The following is a 14,250-nucleotide window of genomic DNA, read 5'->3' on the forward strand; positions in this document are numbered from 1 at the left end:
CCACTTTAACCACCCACCACCTGGCCCACCCCGGCCAGCCCGCATCGCCCAGGCCGGACTCGCGCCGGTAGAGTATTCCCTCATGAGCAGCATCTTCAGCCACGCCCAGGACCCTTCCGGAGAAGACAGCCGCCCGGCAGTCGAACCCCTGGAACCGGTCGTCAACACCATCGTTGTTCCAGGGCCTGTAGCGCGCGCGTTCGCCGGCTTCACCGACCATACCCACCTGTGGTGGCCGCTGGAGCAGCACGGCGTCTATGGGGCGGGCTCCTATGTGGAGTTCGAGGAGAACCTCATCCTCGAAACGGCGGATGACGGCCGCTCCAGCATCTGGGGGACCCTTGACGACTGGCAGCCCCCGCTGTCCTTCCATGCCACCTGGCACCCGGGAACCACGGCGCTGTGGTCTACCGAGCTGCTGGTGGTGTTCCGGGCCGTCGGCACCGGAACTGAGGTCCGGGTTTTCCATGAAGGATGGGAAGGCGCCGAGGACCCCGTTGCTACCCGTAGGGCGTACGTGGAGGCCTGGCCGATGATCCTGGAAAAGTTCGCACGGTTCATGGGCAGCGACGGCTCGTCTGGTGAGGAGACGCCGGACGCTACGGCCTAAGGCCGTTGCCGGGACAATTCCGGCGGTGCCAACTCCGGAGGTACAGCGGTGCTGTTCCGGATAACGAACTCCGTTGGATACTCCTGGTCCTGAACGGTAGCCGTGGCACCCGCTGCCGGGCCGCCGTCGGAATCACTCCCGGTACCACCCAGCAAAGCCAAAGCTGTCGCAGCCGCCAGCTTTCCCTGCCCCCTGGGATCCTGGCTGATGGTGGTCAGGCCGAACGTCTCCGCGAGATCATGCCCGTCAATCCCCACTACTGAAAGATCCCGGGGCACCTGCAGGCCGAAATCGCGCGCTGCAAGCATGATGCCCACCGCCATCTCGTCTGAAGCCGCGAAGACAGCGGTGGGACGTTCCGCCGTTGATCCCAGCAGCCGCCTGCCGGCGGCGTAGGCCCCTTGGATCGTGAAATCGGCCGTAGCCTGCCACTCCGCCCTGACCGTCAGCCCAGCAGCCGCCATGGCACCGGTGAAGCCCTTTTGCCGCAGCTGCGGGAGCTTGAAGTCGCGGTTCAACTCTGCGTCCCCGGTGATGTGGGCGATCCTGGTGTGCCCCAGCCCGATCAGGTGGCGCGTGGCCAGCGCGGCCAGCCCCTCGTCGTCGATCCTGATGGTCGACGCGCCGGGCAGTGCGCCGCCGATGCCCACGATGGGACGGTGCACCGCCAGCAGCTGCCCGATTTCGTCCTCGCCAAGCACCAGGGCAACCGCGATGACGGCGTCCAGCCGCTTGCGCAGCAGGAAGTCGTTCAGGATGCTGCTGCGGCGGCCGGGCTGCTCGCCCACGTTGTACAGGGTCAGGTCGTAACCTGCATCCAGCAGGGTTTCCGATACGCCCTCCAGCACGGAGGAGAAGTACCAGCGCTGCACGTTGGGCACCACCAGGCCGATGTTGTGGTTGCGTCCGGAGGCAAGGCTGGAGGCGTGGTAGGAAGGGACGAACCCAAGCTCGCGGGCTGCCTCCTGTGCCAGGCGGCGGCTGGCTGCCGAGACGTTTGACTTTCCGCTCAGCGCCCGGGACACCGTCGCCACTGACAAACCGGCCCGGCTGGCAACTTCTTTGATACCTGCCATGATCAGCGTGCTGGTGTGGCTTCCGCCCCGAGTTCGATCCAGGCGGTCTCACCGGAAGCGAGGGGCCGGCCCGCTTCTGCCGGAACGCTGCGGATCATGACGTGGCCGGCCGGCAGTTCCAGCGGCTCGTGGTTCAGGTTCATAAGCACCAGCGTAGTGCCGTTGAGGTAGCCCAGGGAGGACCCGGTGCACCACTGCTCTGCCCAGGACAGCGATCCCCTGCCCAGGTCCAGTTCCCGCCGGCATGCCAGTGCATCGCGGTAGAGGGACAAGTGCGACTCCGGTGACTCTGCCTGTACGTTCCGGGCCAGGTCACCAAAAGAGGACGGAATCGGCAGCCAGGGATCGTTGCCGGCGCCAAAGCCGAAGTGCGGTTCCCCGGAGTGCCAGGGCATCGGTACCCGGCAACCGTCGCGGCCAAGCCGCTCTCCGCCCGTGCGGGCGAAGGTGGGATCCTGGCGAAGGTCCCCGGGGATGTCAATGCCGTCCGGCAGACCCAGTTCCTCACCCTGGTAGAGGTAGGCGGCGCCCGGTAAGCCGAGCATGAACAGGGAAGCGGCGGCTGCGCGGCGCCGGCCCAGTTCATGGTCAGGCTGGGGATCCGTCGGGCCAATACCGTCGCCGTCCCGCGGGCCAAGCCCGTTATACCCAAAGCGGCTGGCATGGCGGACGACGTCATGGTTGGACAGCACCCACGTGCTGGGTGCGCCCACACCGTCCAGGACCGTCAGGGAGTCAGTGATCACCGAGCGCAGCCGGTATACGTCAAGGCCTGCGTGGAGGTACGGGAAGTTGAAGGCCTGGTGCATCTCATCCGGCCGGACCCAGTGGGCCAGCCGGTGCAGGTCCACGCTGGCCTCGGCGCAGAGGATCCGGTCCGGTCCGTATCCGTCCAGGATCCGCCGCCAGTTGCGGTAGATGTCATGGACGGCGGGCTGGCCGAACATGGGTGCCTCGTGCCCGGGGAACCCGTCGCTGCTGCCGCCGTCGGCGCGGCCACCCCATGCCGGCAGCCCCGGTGCCTTCACCAGCGCGTGGGCCACGTCCACCCGGAAACCGGAGACGCCGCGGTCCAGCCAGAAACGAAGCACCCGCTCGAACTCGGCGTGGACTGCCGGGTTGTCCCAGTTGAAGTCCGGCTGGGAGGAGTCGAACAGGTGCAGGTACCACTGGCCCGGGCGGCCGTCCACGCCCGCAACACGCGTCCATGCCGGGCCGCCGAAGTGGGACTGCCAGTTGTTGGGCGGTTCCGCCCCATCAGGTCCGGTTCCGTCCCTGAAGATGAACATGTCCCGTTCGGGGCTTCCGTCAGGCGCCGGGAGGGCTGCCTGGAACGCAGGGTGCTGGTCCGAGCAGTGGTTGGGAACGAGGTCGACAATGACACGCAGGCCCAGGCGGTGCGATTCAGCCATCATGACGTCGAAGTCTGCAAGGGTGCCGAAGATCGGATCCACGTCGCAGTAGTCGCTGACGTCGTAGCCGGCGTCCCGCTGCGGCGACCGGTAAAAGGGGGACAGCCAGACGGCGTCGACGCCCAGGTCTGCCAGGTGGGGGAGTTCCTGGGTAATTCCTGCCAGGTCTCCGACTCCATCACCGTTCAGGTCGCGGAAGGACCGAGGATAGACCTGGTAGATCACGGCGGAGCGCCACCAGCCGGGTGCAGTGTCGGCAGCATGGACGAGCGTCAGGGGACCAGCAACGGAGAAGGTGTCCTGGGTCACAGTATCGACAGACATGGGAGCCAGCTTAGCCGCGTCGGCAGATTAAATGAAAACGCTTCCATGAATGTTTCAGAGCAATCGCCGTCGAAGCTGTGCTTATACCGGTCGAAGACGTGGAAGCGATTGCACAGTGGTGCGGGCCGGGTGTCCCTTGCGGCGACCTACACTGAAGGGGTGTGTCCGGGGATGGATGGAGGACTTGTGGGAAGCATTGTGGACGAGCTGGAAGGCATCCTGGCGCCGGGCCAGCTGGATGTCAGCGAGGTATCCCTCCGCCGGTATGCCATCGACCAGGCGCCCGTCATTGACTTCCAGCTTCCCCTGGCGGTGGTCTTCCCCGAGTCGGTGGCTGACGTCCAGGCGGTGGTGAAAGCCTGTTCCGCCAGCGGGGTGGCCATTGTTCCCCGCGGCGCCGGAACGGGCGTGTCGGGCGGGGCACATGCCACCAGGAACTGCATCATCCTGTCGCTGGAGCGGATGGACCGGATCATTGCCCTGCATCCGGACGATGAGACCGCCGTGGTGGAACCCGGGGTAGTGAATGCGGTCCTGAACGAAGCCGCGGCCGGCCACGGCCTTATGTACGCCCCGGACCCGGCCAGCTTCCGGAGCTCCACCATCGGGGGCAATGTAGCCACCAATGCAGGAGGGCTTCGGTGCGCCAAGTACGGGGTCACCAGGGACTCCGTCCTGGCGCTCGACGTCGTCCTGGCCGACGGGTCACTCATCCACACCGGCCACCAGACCTTCAAAGGCGTGGCCGGCTATGACCTCACGGGCCTGTTCGTGGGCTCTGAAGGGACGCTGGGCATCGTCGTCGGAATCACCGTGCGGCTGAAGTACCTGCCGCGGGAGGTGCACACCGTAGCCGCCTTCTACCCGGACTTCCGGACGGCTGCCGCCGGTGTCCTGGCCGTGGGCAAGGCCCGCGTCCAGCCGGCCATCATGGAACTGCTCGACGGCGGCACCCTGGCCCAGCTCGATGACATCCATGGGTCCGACCTCACCGCCCGTGGGAAGTCCCTGCTGCTGGTCCAGACGGACGGATTCGGGGCTGCCGCGGAGGCCGACGTGGTGCGCCAGGTCCTCGCTGCCGGCGGGGCCACCGTGACCACCGAGGCCAGCGCGGAAGCGGAGCGGCTGGTGGAGCTGCGCCGGCACAGCAGGGGCACTGAGGTGGACGATGAGTACCGGGTCGGCGAGGACGTGGCCGTGCCCAGGTCCCGCCTGGTGGATTACGTGGCAGCGCTCGAAGCCATGGCCGACGCGCAGCGCGTGCACCTCAAAGTCGTGGCCCACGCCGGCGACGGAAACCTGCACCCCACATTTTGGGTCGACCGGCAAGGCGCAGATGTTGATCCGGGCGCGATGGAGCGGCTTCAGGTGGCGCTGGACGAATCGATCACGGTGGCCCTCTCCATGGGCGGCACCATCACCGGCGAACACGGCGTTGGCCAGTACAAGCTGCGGTGGCTGGGCCAGGAGCAGCCTGAGCCCGTCCGGGAATTGCAGCGAAGGATCAAGGAACTGTTCGATCCCGCAGGCATACTCAACCCCGGAAAGGCGATCTAGGACTTAGTCGTCCGAGTCCGGGTACTCGTCCACGGATTCATCGGCGCCATAGCGGGATTCCTCGTTTTCCACCTCGAGGATCTTCAGCAGTTCCGTGTCCGGGTTGAGCATGATCGCCGCCTCATCCCGCCGGTGCCGGAGAATCGAGTCGATGTAGGACTGGACGGCCTCGGCCAGGGGGATGTGCCGCTCCTGCTTTTCGGACATGTACCACCGGTGCTCCAGTACCTCGTGCACCACCTCGGCATGCTCCAGCTTGCCGGACAGGTCCCGGGGGATGGCCCGCACGATGGGCTCGAAGATCTGGCTTACCCACAGGTGGGCACTGTATTCCTCGTCCATTTCCGGGTTGTTGTCCGCCCGGAAGGAGTCCATGTCGTTGAGGAGCCGGCGGGCCTGGTTCTCCTGGGCGTCCAGGCCGGTGAGCCGGAGCAGGCGCCGCTGGTGGTGGCCGGCGTCCACCACCTTGGGCTGCAGCTGGATGGTGGAGCCGTTCTGGGTGGTCTTGATGGCGTATTCCTCGACGTCGAAGCCGAGCTCGTTCAGGCGCCGGATGCGCGCGCCCACCCGCCAGCGCTCGCCCAGTTCGAAGGATTCCTTCTCGGTGAGTTCCGCCCACAGCCGCCTGTAGCTGTCCATGATCAGCTCGCTGGTGGCCACTGGGTCCACCTTTTCCTCGATCAGGCCGCCGTCCAGGAGGTCCATGAGTTCGCCGGCGATGTTCACCCGGGCAATTTCGAGGTCGTACTCGCGCTGCCCGGTGGACAGGTCCGGGTAGAGCTCGCCGGTTTCGGCGTCCACCAGGTAGGCGGCGAAGGCGCCGGCGTCGCGGCGGAACAGGGTGTTGGAGAGGGAAACGTCGCCCCAGTAGAAGCCGATAAGGTGCAGCCGCACCATGAGCAGCGCCTGGGCATCAATAAGGCGGGTGAGGGTGTCCTTGCGCAGCATCTGCGAGAAGAGCGCACGGTAGGGCATGGAAAACTTCAGGTGGCGGGTCACCAGGACAGGGTTGAGCGGGCGGCCGTCGGGGGTAGTGCGGCCGGTGATGACCGCGACGGGTTCCACGCAGGGAACGTCCAGCCGGGCCAGTTTACGGAGCATGTGGTACTCGTGGCGGGCCACGTGTTCGGAGGTTTCCTTAATGGCGATGACCGAGCCGCCCAAATGGGCGAAGCGCACGATGTGCCGGGAAATACCACGGGGGAGCGCGGCCAGGTATTGGGCGGGCCATTCCTCCAGGGCGATGTGCCAGGGCAGGTCGAGCAGTTCAGGATCTGCCGCTGCCGCAGTGATGTTCAGCGATGAGGCGACGGGGGCGGCTTTGTTGTCATCAGCGCTGGCCGCCACGAACCGGGGCAGCTTACCGATCTGGGCGTAGTCGGTGGGTTCGTCGTGCCACTGGGCGCTGTGTTCCTCGGTCATGGGTCAATTCTTCCGTACTCGGGTCGGGGCGCCTAAATCCTGTCCAGGCAGGAGTTAAAGGCCGACGGCGGCCCGCACCATGGTGAAAAGGTGCGGGCCGCCGTTTAGTGCGTAGGTGGGTGGTCCCGGGTTTCGACAGGCTCAACCACCGTTTGGGCGGTGGAGATCAGTCGCCCAGGCGCAGGCCGGTCTTGGTGTCGAACAGGTGCACGTGGCCCGACTGCGGACGGACGTAGATGACCTCGCCCTTCATCGGAGGACGGCGGCCGTCGACGCGGGCCACGATGTCGTGGTCCTTGCCGTCCAGCGTGGTGTGGCCGTAAACGTAGGCGTCGGCGCCGAGCTCTTCGACGACGTCGACCTCAACCTTCAGGCCTTCACCGTGCGGAGCGGTTTCCAGGTCCTCCGGGCGGCTGCCCAGCGTGACGGTGGAGCCGTGTGCCTCTTCGAGGACGTCGCGCGGCACGGGGTAGACGGTGCCGCCGAACTGAACGCCGCCGTCGACGACGGGAAGTTCCAGCAGGTTCATGGCGGGGGAGCCGATGAAGCCGGCAACGAAAACGTTCTTCGGACGGTCGTACAGGTTGCGCGGGGTGTCAACCTGCTGCAGCAGGCCGTCCTTCAGCACAGCCACCCGGTCACCCATGGTCATGGCCTCGACCTGGTCGTGCGTCACGTAGACGGTGGTGACGCCGAGGCGGCGGGTCAGGGACGCGATCTGGGTACGGGTCTGGACGCGGAGCTTGGCATCCAGGTTGGACAGCGGCTCGTCCATGAGGAAGACCTGCGGGTTACGGACGATGGCGCGGCCCATGGCAACACGCTGGCGCTGGCCGCCGGAGAGTGCCTTCGGCTTGCGGTCCAGGTACTGCTCGAGGTCGAGGAGCTTGGCGGCTTCCCGGACGCGCTCGGCGCGTTCTTCCTTGGAGACGCCGGCGATCTTGAGGGCGAAGCCCATGTTGTCGGCCACAGTCATGTGCGGGTATAGCGCGTAGTTCTGGAAGACCATCGCGATGTCGCGGTCCTTCGGCGGAACATCGGTGACATCGCGGTCACCGATCAGGATGCGGCCTGCGTTGACGTCCTCGAGGCCTGCGAGCATGCGCAGGGAGGTGGACTTGCCGCAACCGGAGGGTCCAACGAGGACCAGGAATTCGCCATCGGCGATGTCGATGTTGAGCTTATCGACGGCGGGCTTATCGGTGCCCGGGTACAGACGCGTAGCGTTATCAAAAGTAACTGTAGCCACAGTTATCAATCCCTTCACCGGCAGGTACGTGCCGGACGATCCGTTGTGAATGGTTCATGTTTATTCAGTTGTGTTGCTGCAAAGTGCTCCGCGGTTGGGCGCGGAGCACGGAATGACGCCGCACGCTTCGCTGTGCGCCACATCACACAAAGAGTATGCCAGAGCTTTCTCTTTTTAGCGCAAATGTTACGAACGTCACATGTGCCGCTGGCCACGTCCTAGCCGGACGCTGCCTGCGGGTCCTCCTCTGCAACGGCAATGCTCCGCGCCTGGAGCAATGCTTCCAGCAGTTCCGCAATATGGACCGGTGCCTCCACCCGGTACTGGGCCTGGGTGAAGTCGAGGCCGACCTTGACGCCCACATCACCCGGCTCAAGCCGGCCAAAAGCGTCCTCGTCCGTGACGTCGTCGCCCGCGAACAGGACGGCGGTGGCTCCGGTGGCCTGCCGCAGGAAGGTGACACCCTCACCCTTTGAGGCGTTGACCACCGAGGTCTCCAGGACCCGCTTGCCTTCCTTCAGGTACACGCCCCTGCGGTCCTTGAGCACTGACCGTGCGGCCAGCACGGCGTCCTCTGCCACGTCATCCCCGGCCAGGCGGGTGTGCAGGACAACGCCGGCGGGCTTGTCTTCCAGGGATGTGCCCGGAGCCTCGGCGACGATTGACGCCAGCTCCGCCCGAACTTCCTTAAGGAGAGCCTTCTGGTCCTCATCCAGGGCCAGTTCGGTGGAGCCCGGGCCCAGCCACGCTTCTGCCCCGTGGCTGCCGATCAGGAGGGTGTCCACCGGCGGGGAGGCGACCTCCCGGAGGCTGGCGAGGGCACGTCCCGAGATGAGTGCCGTCGTCGTGCGCGGCAGAACGGCGAGGCCGGCGAATGCCGCCGCCGTGCGCGGAAGGGGCCGTGCATCCTGCGCCCGTCCCACGATGGGGGCCATGGTGCCGTCAAAGTCCATGGCCACCAGCAGGTGCTCTGTGCGGGCTATCCGCCGGACCGCTTCGCGCAGTTCGGGGGACAACGCCAGTGGCGGCTTGGGGTGGCGGCCCTCAGGAGTCATCGCGGACCACCTTTTCGTCCAGTGCGCGCAGGAAGTCTGCGGACCAGTGGTCCACGTCGTGGTCCAGGATCTGCCGGCGCATGGACCGCATGCGCCGGGAGGCTTCGCGTGGGGTGAGCTCGACGGCGTTCATGATGGTGTTCTTGAGGCCGGCGATATCGTGCGGATTGACCAGAAGGGCCTGCTTGAGCTGGTCCGCCGCGCCGGCGAATTCGCTTAGGACCAGCGCGCCGTCGTTGTTGTTGCGGGCAGTGACGTACTCCTTGGCCACAAGGTTCATTCCGTCGCGCAGGGCAGTAACCAGCATGACGTCCGCGGCCAGGTAGAGCGCCACCATCTCCTCCACCGGATAGCTGTGGTGCAGGTAGCGGACGGCGGTGTTTTCGATCGTGTCATAGGTGCCGTTGATATGGCCCACAGTGCCCTCTACCTCTTCGCGCAGCAGCCGGTACTGTTCCACGCGCTCGCGGCTCGGGGAGGCCACCTGGATCAGGGTCGCATCGCCCACCGTCAGCCGCCCGTCCGCCAGGAGCTCCTCGAAGGCCTTGAGCCGGTGGCGGATGCCCTTGGTGTAGTCCAGCCGGTCCACGCCGAGCAGGATGGTCTTGGGATTGCCCAGGTCCTGCCGGATCTGCCGGGCGCGTTCAATGATGTCGGGCCTGGCGGCCAGCTCGGTGATCTGCTTGACGTCAATGGAGATGGGAAAGGCCTGGGCCCGGGCAATGTGCGTCAGCTTGCCGTTGTGGTCCTTGACGTGCACCTGCTGCTGCTTGACGCTGGCGCCGAGGAACCGCCGGGCGGAGCGCATGAAGTTGCCGGCATCGCTGACCCGCTGGAAGCCCACCAGGTCCGCGCCGAGCAGGCCGTCGATAATGGCCTGCCGCCACGGGAGCTGGGCGAAGATTTCCGGCGGCGGGAACGGGATGTGATTGAAGAACCCGATGCGCAGGTCCGGGCGGGCTTCGCGGAGCATCCGCGGTACCAGCTGCAGCTGGTAGTCCTGGACCCACACGGTGGCGCCGTGGTCCGCGTAGCGCACTACGGCGTCGGCGAACCGGCGGTTGACCCTCCGGTAGGCGTCCCACCAGGTCCGGTGGAATTCCGGCGGCGCAATAACGTCGTGGTACAGGGGCCAGAGGGTGGCGTTCGAAAAGCCCTCGTAATACAGCTCCACGTCGTCGGTGCTGAGCTGGACCGGGACGAGGTCCATGCCGCCGTGGGTGAACGGCTTCACGGTTTCGTCCGGCGCTCCGTGCCACCCGACCCAGGCGCCGTCGGTCTTGGTCATCATGGGGGCGAGCGCGGTCACCAGGCCGCCGGGGGAGCGGCGCCAGCCGGACCCGTCGTCGCTGTCATCCCCTGACGCCACGCGGTCGACGGGAAGCCTGTTGGAGACCACCATGAAGTCGTATTTGGTGTGGCCGGCGTGGCTCGAAGCGCTATGGCCGGCCGTCGCCGTGCCGGCGGGTTTTTCCTGGACAGGTGTTTGCATTGCGGCCCCCTGGGGTTGCTTGTGCCTCTAAGCCACCCTAGCCGGACGGAATCATCGGGGCTATTCGTCCGTTGGTCAACCCGGGGAATGGTTGAAACCGCAAGCTCCCAGTTTTCTCCCCTAAAATGTTTGGGGTGCCACCAAGTGGTCCCCCTTCGTCGACCGACCCAAGGAACTCATGAGCCCCGCAAACGAAGTACGTAAGTCCAAGGCTGAGCGAACCGCGGAGGCGCGGGAAAAGGCGCGCCTGATCCGGGAAGAGCAGTTAAAGAAGGACAAGCGCAACAAGCTGCTGATCGGCTGGGGCATCGTTGCAGCCGTGGTGGCCATCCTGGTGGTCGTGGCCCTCGTGGTTACCAACAGCATGAAGCAGAACGCCCCGATTGCGGAGCAGGGGCCCACCCCGGCCAACGCCAACGTGCACGGCGGCGTAACCCTGCTGGCCAACACGGATGTGGCCAAAACTGAGCCGGCCACGGTGGATGCGGCGTCCCTCGGGGACGCCCCGAAGACTCCGCCGGCCCAGCTTGCGGCTCCGGGTGCGGAAGCGGAGGCCGGCAAGCCGGTCAAGGTGGTCCTCTACATCGACTTCATCTGCCCCATCTGCAAGAACTTCGAAACGCAGTACAACGAACAGCTCACCTCGCTGCGCAACGAGGGGAAGATCACTGTTGAGTACCGCGCCCTCGGGTTCCTGGACAGCCGGTCCACCACCAACTACTCCTCGCGTGCCGCCAACGCCGCAGCGTGCGTGGTCAACGAGTCCCCGGAGAAGTACTCCGACTTCGTCAACGAACTGTTCGCCAAGCAGCCGGCCGAAGGCAGTGCAGGCCTGTCGGACAACGACCTGAAGAAGATGGCGTCCGACATGGGCGTGAACATCGATTCCTGCGTGGATGACAAGACCTACCGCCCCTTCGTTAAGTTCACCACCAAGGAAGCCGCGGCCATTGGCGTCACCGGCACCCCCACGGTGTTCGTCGACGGCAAGCAGTGGGGCAAGGGTGACAGCGCCCAGACCCCGTTCCCCGATTTCCTGCAGGCAGCGATCGCAGCCAAGGGCTAGGAACCAGCAGCAGGCAGGGGCCCGTTCCGGATGTCCGGGGCGGGCCCTTGCCGCATCCGGCGCCGGTCCGGCGGCGTTTTTACGCCCGGCGGGACTTGGGCTAACCTTATCTAGCGCCTTCACGGTGCCTGCCCCCAGGGGCACGCCTCCTTAGCTCAGTTGGCCAGAGCACCGCTCTTGTAAAGCGGGGGTCGTCGGTTCGAATCCGACAGGGGGCTCACGACAACCTCCGGGTTTAAGCTGGATCCATCCGAATGATCAGCCTGCTGACTAAAGGAGGATGGGTGCCATGCCCAAGACCGGCAAGAACGACCATGCCCGCAAGGACGAACTTCCCTCGACCCTGCAGCGTTCTGACCAGAAGGCCCAGGACACGTTCGCCAAGACCTATGATTCGGCCCTTGAGTCCTATGACCACGACGAACAACGGGCGGCCCGCGCAGCGTACGCCTCGCTGAAGCACAGCTACGAGAAGGTGGGCGACCACTGGGAGCCCAAGGAAAAACGCGGCCCGTCCGACAAACGTGCGGAGCAGGGCGTCCGTTCATCCGCATCCACCGCCGGCGGGGTGGATGCCAACGCCTCCAAGGAGCACCTGTACAAGCTGGCCAAGGAACTGGACGTCAAGGGCCGGTCGAAGATGGACAAGGAACAACTGGTCTCGGCGCTCCAAAAAGCCAACGACGCCGCTACCCGAAAAGCCCGCAGCAAATAGCCCCCGCTCTTGCCGTCCTGCCCGCCAGGGTGTCGAATCAGAGGACACATCCGGTCCGGTCGGCGATGATGCCAGGAGGTTCCAATGTCGGTGAAGAGCACCCGGGAGTCAGCGCGGGCGGCAGGCGGCAGGAACGGGCCTGAGGCAAAGCGCGCCGACCAGGCCTCCGGCATTGCTGCCCAGGATCCGGCACGGATCCGGAATGTGGCCCTGGTAGGGCACTCGGGCGCCGGGAAGACCCTGCTCATCGAGGCGCTGCTGGCAGCCAACGGCATGATCACCCGAAAGGGCTCCATCGCGGACGGCACGACGGTGGGGGATTCGGACCCCGCGGCGGTGCACCAGCAGCGGTCGGTCACGGTGTCCCTGGTGCCGCTGGTGGTGGATGACATCAAGGTGAACCTGCTGGACACGCCGGGGTACCCGGACTTCATCGGCGAGCTGCGCGCCGGGCTCCGCGCATCCGACGCCGCGCTGTTCGTGGTGTCCGCCGTGGACGGAATTGACGCGACCACCACCGCCCTGTGGGGTGAGTGCGCGCACATGGGGTTGCCGCGCGCCGTCGTCATCACCCGGATGGACCATCCGCGGGCAAATTACGACGGCGCCCTGGCCGCCTGCCAGAAAGCATTCGGCGACGGCGTCCTGCCGCTGTGCGTCCCGGTGCGGACCGGGGGCGAGGCCACCGGCCTGCTGGGCCTGCTCCCGCAGGAGGTGACGGACTACTCCAGCGGGGACGCCGCACCTGAAGTCCGCGCGGCGGAGGCAGGCGAACGGGAGGAGGCCGCGACGGCCAGGGGTGCCCTCATCGAGGGCATCATCGCTGAAAGCGAGGACGAGACGCTGATGGACCGCTACCTGGAAGGCGGCGACATCGACACCGCAGCACTCGCTGCCGACCTGGAGACCGCCGTCGCCCGTGGTTCCTTCTTTCCGGTACTGCCCACGTCCGCCGTTACCGGGCTGGGTACGGCGGAACTGCTTGACCTGCTGGTGCGCGCCGTCCCGGCGCCCGTGGAACGCAACCTGCCGGATGCCACCGGCCTTTCGGGGGAGCCTGCCGGAAGCCTGGCCTGCGATCCGTCCGGTCCGCTCGCCGCCGAGGTGGTGCGGACCTCCAACGATCCCTTCCTGGGGCGCATCTGCCTGGTCCGGGTCTTTTCCGGGACCCTGCGCGAGGATTCGCCCGTCCATGTGGGCGGCCACGGCCTGGCCGACCGGGGCCACCAGGACCACGACACCGACGAGCGCGTGACCCACATCTACTCCCCGCTGGGCGCCACGCTGCGTCCCGTTCCCTACTGCGTGGCTGGCGACCTGTGCGCCCTGGCAAAACTGGGCAGCGCCGAAACCGGGGACACCATTTCGGCGCGGGAGAACCCGCTCCTGCTGGCCACCTGGGAAATGCCCGAACCCCTGCTTCCGGTTGCGGTGGAAGCCGACTCCCGCAGCGACGAGGACGCGTTGGCGCGCAGCCTGGGGCGGATTGCGGCGGGCGATCCCACCCTGCGCGTAGACAGGAATGCCGAAACGCACCAGCTGGTGCTGTGGTGCATGGGTGAAGCCCACGCGGAGGTCGTCCTGGACCGGCTACGGGACCAGGGCGTGAAGCTCCATACCGTGGACGTGGTGACCCCGCTGCGGGAGACTTTTGCCGCGCCCGCCACCGGCCACGGCCGCCACGTCAAACAGTCCGGCGGCCACGGCCAGTATGCGGTGTGCGACATCGAGGTGGAACCGCTGGACAGGGGCGGCGGCTTCGAATTCGTGGACAAGACGGTTGGCGGCGTCATCCCGGGAACCTTCATCCCGTCCATCGAAAAAGGTGTCCGGGCGCAGATGGAAAAAGGGGTTTCAGCAGGCTTTCCCGTGGTCGACCTGCGCGTGACCCTGGTGGGCGGCAAGGCCCACAGCGTGGATTCCTCCGACGCCGCCTTCCAGGCAGCCGGCGCGCTGGCCCTGCGCGAAGCCGCGGCGGCTGGGAAGATCCAACTGCTGGAACCGGTGTCCTCGGTGTCCATCATGGTGGCCGATGAACATGTGGGCACGGTGATGAGTGACCTGTCCGGCCGCCGCGGGCGCCTCACCGGCACCACCTCGTCGGGGGAGGGGCTCACCGAGATCAGCGCCGAGGTCCCGGACCAGGAGCTCCTGCGGTACGCAGTGGAACTGCGGGCCCTCACCGCCGGCACGGGACGCTTCCGCCGGCATTACCTGCGCCACGATCCCGTCCCGCCCAACTTCAGCCCGTCCTGATCCGGCCGGGCAGGAA

The 14,250-nt window shown here is 66.4% G+C and carries 11 protein-coding genes and 1 tRNA gene; 6 read left to right on the plus strand and 6 right to left on the minus strand.

What is annotated here, in order from left to right; translation table 11 throughout:
- The first annotated feature begins 82 nt into the window (after positions 1-82).
- Complete coding sequence (locus RM50_RS07385) at positions 83-610, plus strand: hypothetical protein (RefSeq protein WP_043451349.1); 528 nt, start codon at positions 83-85, stop codon at positions 608-610.
- On the opposite strand, the gene RM50_RS07390 is transcribed toward RM50_RS07385, so the two are convergent.
- Together RM50_RS07390 and RM50_RS07395 are read right to left on the minus strand one after the other, a co-directional pair.
- The gene (locus tag RM50_RS07390; RefSeq protein WP_043451351.1) at positions 607-1,686 is read right to left on the minus strand and encodes a LacI family DNA-binding transcriptional regulator; all 1,080 of its coding nucleotides are present in this window, start codon (positions 1,684-1,686) and stop codon (positions 607-609) included. The genes RM50_RS07385 and RM50_RS07390 overlap by 4 nt on opposite strands.
- A gap of 2 nt (positions 1,687-1,688) precedes the next feature.
- Positions 1,689-3,422: a glycoside hydrolase family 13 protein gene (locus RM50_RS07395; RefSeq protein WP_043451353.1), complete on the minus strand. Its 1,734-nt coding sequence runs from the start codon at positions 3,420-3,422 to the stop codon at positions 1,689-1,691.
- A gap of 186 nt (positions 3,423-3,608) precedes the next feature.
- On the opposite strand from RM50_RS07395, the gene RM50_RS07400 reads away from it, so the two are divergent.
- Positions 3,609-4,979 carry an FAD-binding oxidoreductase gene (locus tag RM50_RS07400; protein ID WP_043451354.1) on the plus strand — a complete coding sequence of 457 codons (1,371 nt, stop codon included), beginning with the start codon at positions 3,609-3,611 and terminating at the stop codon, positions 4,977-4,979.
- 3 nt (positions 4,980-4,982) lie between these two features.
- On the opposite strand, the gene RM50_RS07405 is transcribed toward RM50_RS07400, so the two are convergent.
- From RM50_RS07405 to RM50_RS07420, 4 genes are all read right to left on the minus strand, one after another.
- Positions 4,983-6,401, minus strand: coding sequence for a DUF4032 domain-containing protein (locus tag RM50_RS07405; RefSeq protein WP_043451357.1), 1,419 nt, complete (start codon positions 6,399-6,401; stop codon positions 4,983-4,985).
- A gap of 166 nt (positions 6,402-6,567) precedes the next feature.
- Entirely contained in the window at positions 6,568-7,650 is a 1,083-nt protein-coding gene (locus tag RM50_RS07410; RefSeq protein WP_018772048.1) for an ABC transporter ATP-binding protein, read from the minus strand.
- Positions 7,651-7,868: 218 nt separating this feature from the next.
- On the minus strand, positions 7,869-8,705 hold the full coding sequence (otsB, locus tag RM50_RS07415) for a trehalose-phosphatase (protein WP_043451359.1): 837 nt from the start codon (positions 8,703-8,705) through the stop codon (positions 7,869-7,871).
- A complete protein-coding gene (locus tag RM50_RS07420; protein ID WP_043451361.1) occupies positions 8,695-10,197 on the minus strand; it encodes an alpha,alpha-trehalose-phosphate synthase (UDP-forming) in 1,503 nt (500 codons plus the stop codon). The genes otsB and RM50_RS07420 overlap by 11 nt, the downstream gene beginning before the upstream one ends.
- 178 nt (positions 10,198-10,375) lie before the next feature.
- Here RM50_RS07420 and RM50_RS07425 point away from each other — a divergent pair, with 178 nt between their 5' ends.
- From RM50_RS07425 to RM50_RS07440, 4 genes are all read left to right on the plus strand, one after another.
- Positions 10,376-11,263, plus strand: a complete 888-nt coding sequence (locus RM50_RS07425; protein WP_043451363.1) for a DsbA family protein — start codon at positions 10,376-10,378, stop codon at positions 11,261-11,263.
- A 144-nt stretch (positions 11,264-11,407) separates the two neighbouring features.
- A tRNA-Thr gene (locus RM50_RS07430) sits at positions 11,408-11,481 on the plus strand.
- Positions 11,482-11,552: 71 nt separating this feature from the next.
- Positions 11,553-11,978, plus strand: a complete 426-nt coding sequence (locus RM50_RS07435; RefSeq protein ID WP_043451705.1) for a ChaB family protein — start codon at positions 11,553-11,555, stop codon at positions 11,976-11,978.
- 84 nt (positions 11,979-12,062) lie between these two features.
- Positions 12,063-14,234 carry an elongation factor G-like protein EF-G2 gene (locus RM50_RS07440; protein ID WP_043451366.1) on the plus strand — a complete coding sequence of 724 codons (2,172 nt, stop codon included), beginning with the start codon at positions 12,063-12,065 and terminating at the stop codon, positions 14,232-14,234.
- Positions 14,235-14,250: the final 16 nt, after the last annotated feature.

The organism is Pseudarthrobacter phenanthrenivorans, from assembly GCF_000813845.1.
In the GTDB taxonomy this organism is placed as follows: domain Bacteria; phylum Actinomycetota; class Actinomycetes; order Actinomycetales; family Micrococcaceae; genus Arthrobacter; species Arthrobacter phenanthrenivorans_B.

What these genes read in the sequence shown, in the direction of transcription:
- RM50_RS07385 (WP_043451349.1), top strand. Translation starts at nt 83, where the DNA reads ATGAGCAGCATCTTCAGCCACGCCCAGGACCCTTCCGGAGAAGACAGC.
- RM50_RS07390 (WP_043451351.1), bottom strand. Translation starts at nt 1,686, where the DNA reads ATGGCAGGTATCAAAGAAGTTGCCAGCCGGGCCGGTTTGTCAGTGGCG.
- RM50_RS07395 (WP_043451353.1), bottom strand. Translation starts at nt 3,422, where the DNA reads ATGTCTGTCGATACTGTGACCCAGGACACCTTCTCCGTTGCTGGTCCC.
- RM50_RS07405 (WP_043451357.1), bottom strand. Translation starts at nt 6,401, where the DNA reads ATGACCGAGGAACACAGCGCCCAGTGGCACGACGAACCCACCGACTAC.
- otsB (WP_043451359.1), bottom strand. Translation starts at nt 8,705, where the DNA reads ATGACTCCTGAGGGCCGCCACCCCAAGCCGCCACTGGCGTTGTCCCCC.
- RM50_RS07420 (WP_043451361.1), bottom strand. Translation starts at nt 10,197, where the DNA reads ATGCAAACACCTGTCCAGGAAAAACCCGCCGGCACGGCGACGGCCGGC.
- RM50_RS07425 (WP_043451363.1), top strand. Translation starts at nt 10,376, where the DNA reads ATGAGCCCCGCAAACGAAGTACGTAAGTCCAAGGCTGAGCGAACCGCG.
- RM50_RS07435 (WP_043451705.1), top strand. Translation starts at nt 11,553, where the DNA reads ATGCCCAAGACCGGCAAGAACGACCATGCCCGCAAGGACGAACTTCCC.
- RM50_RS07440 (WP_043451366.1), top strand. Translation starts at nt 12,063, where the DNA reads ATGTCGGTGAAGAGCACCCGGGAGTCAGCGCGGGCGGCAGGCGGCAGG.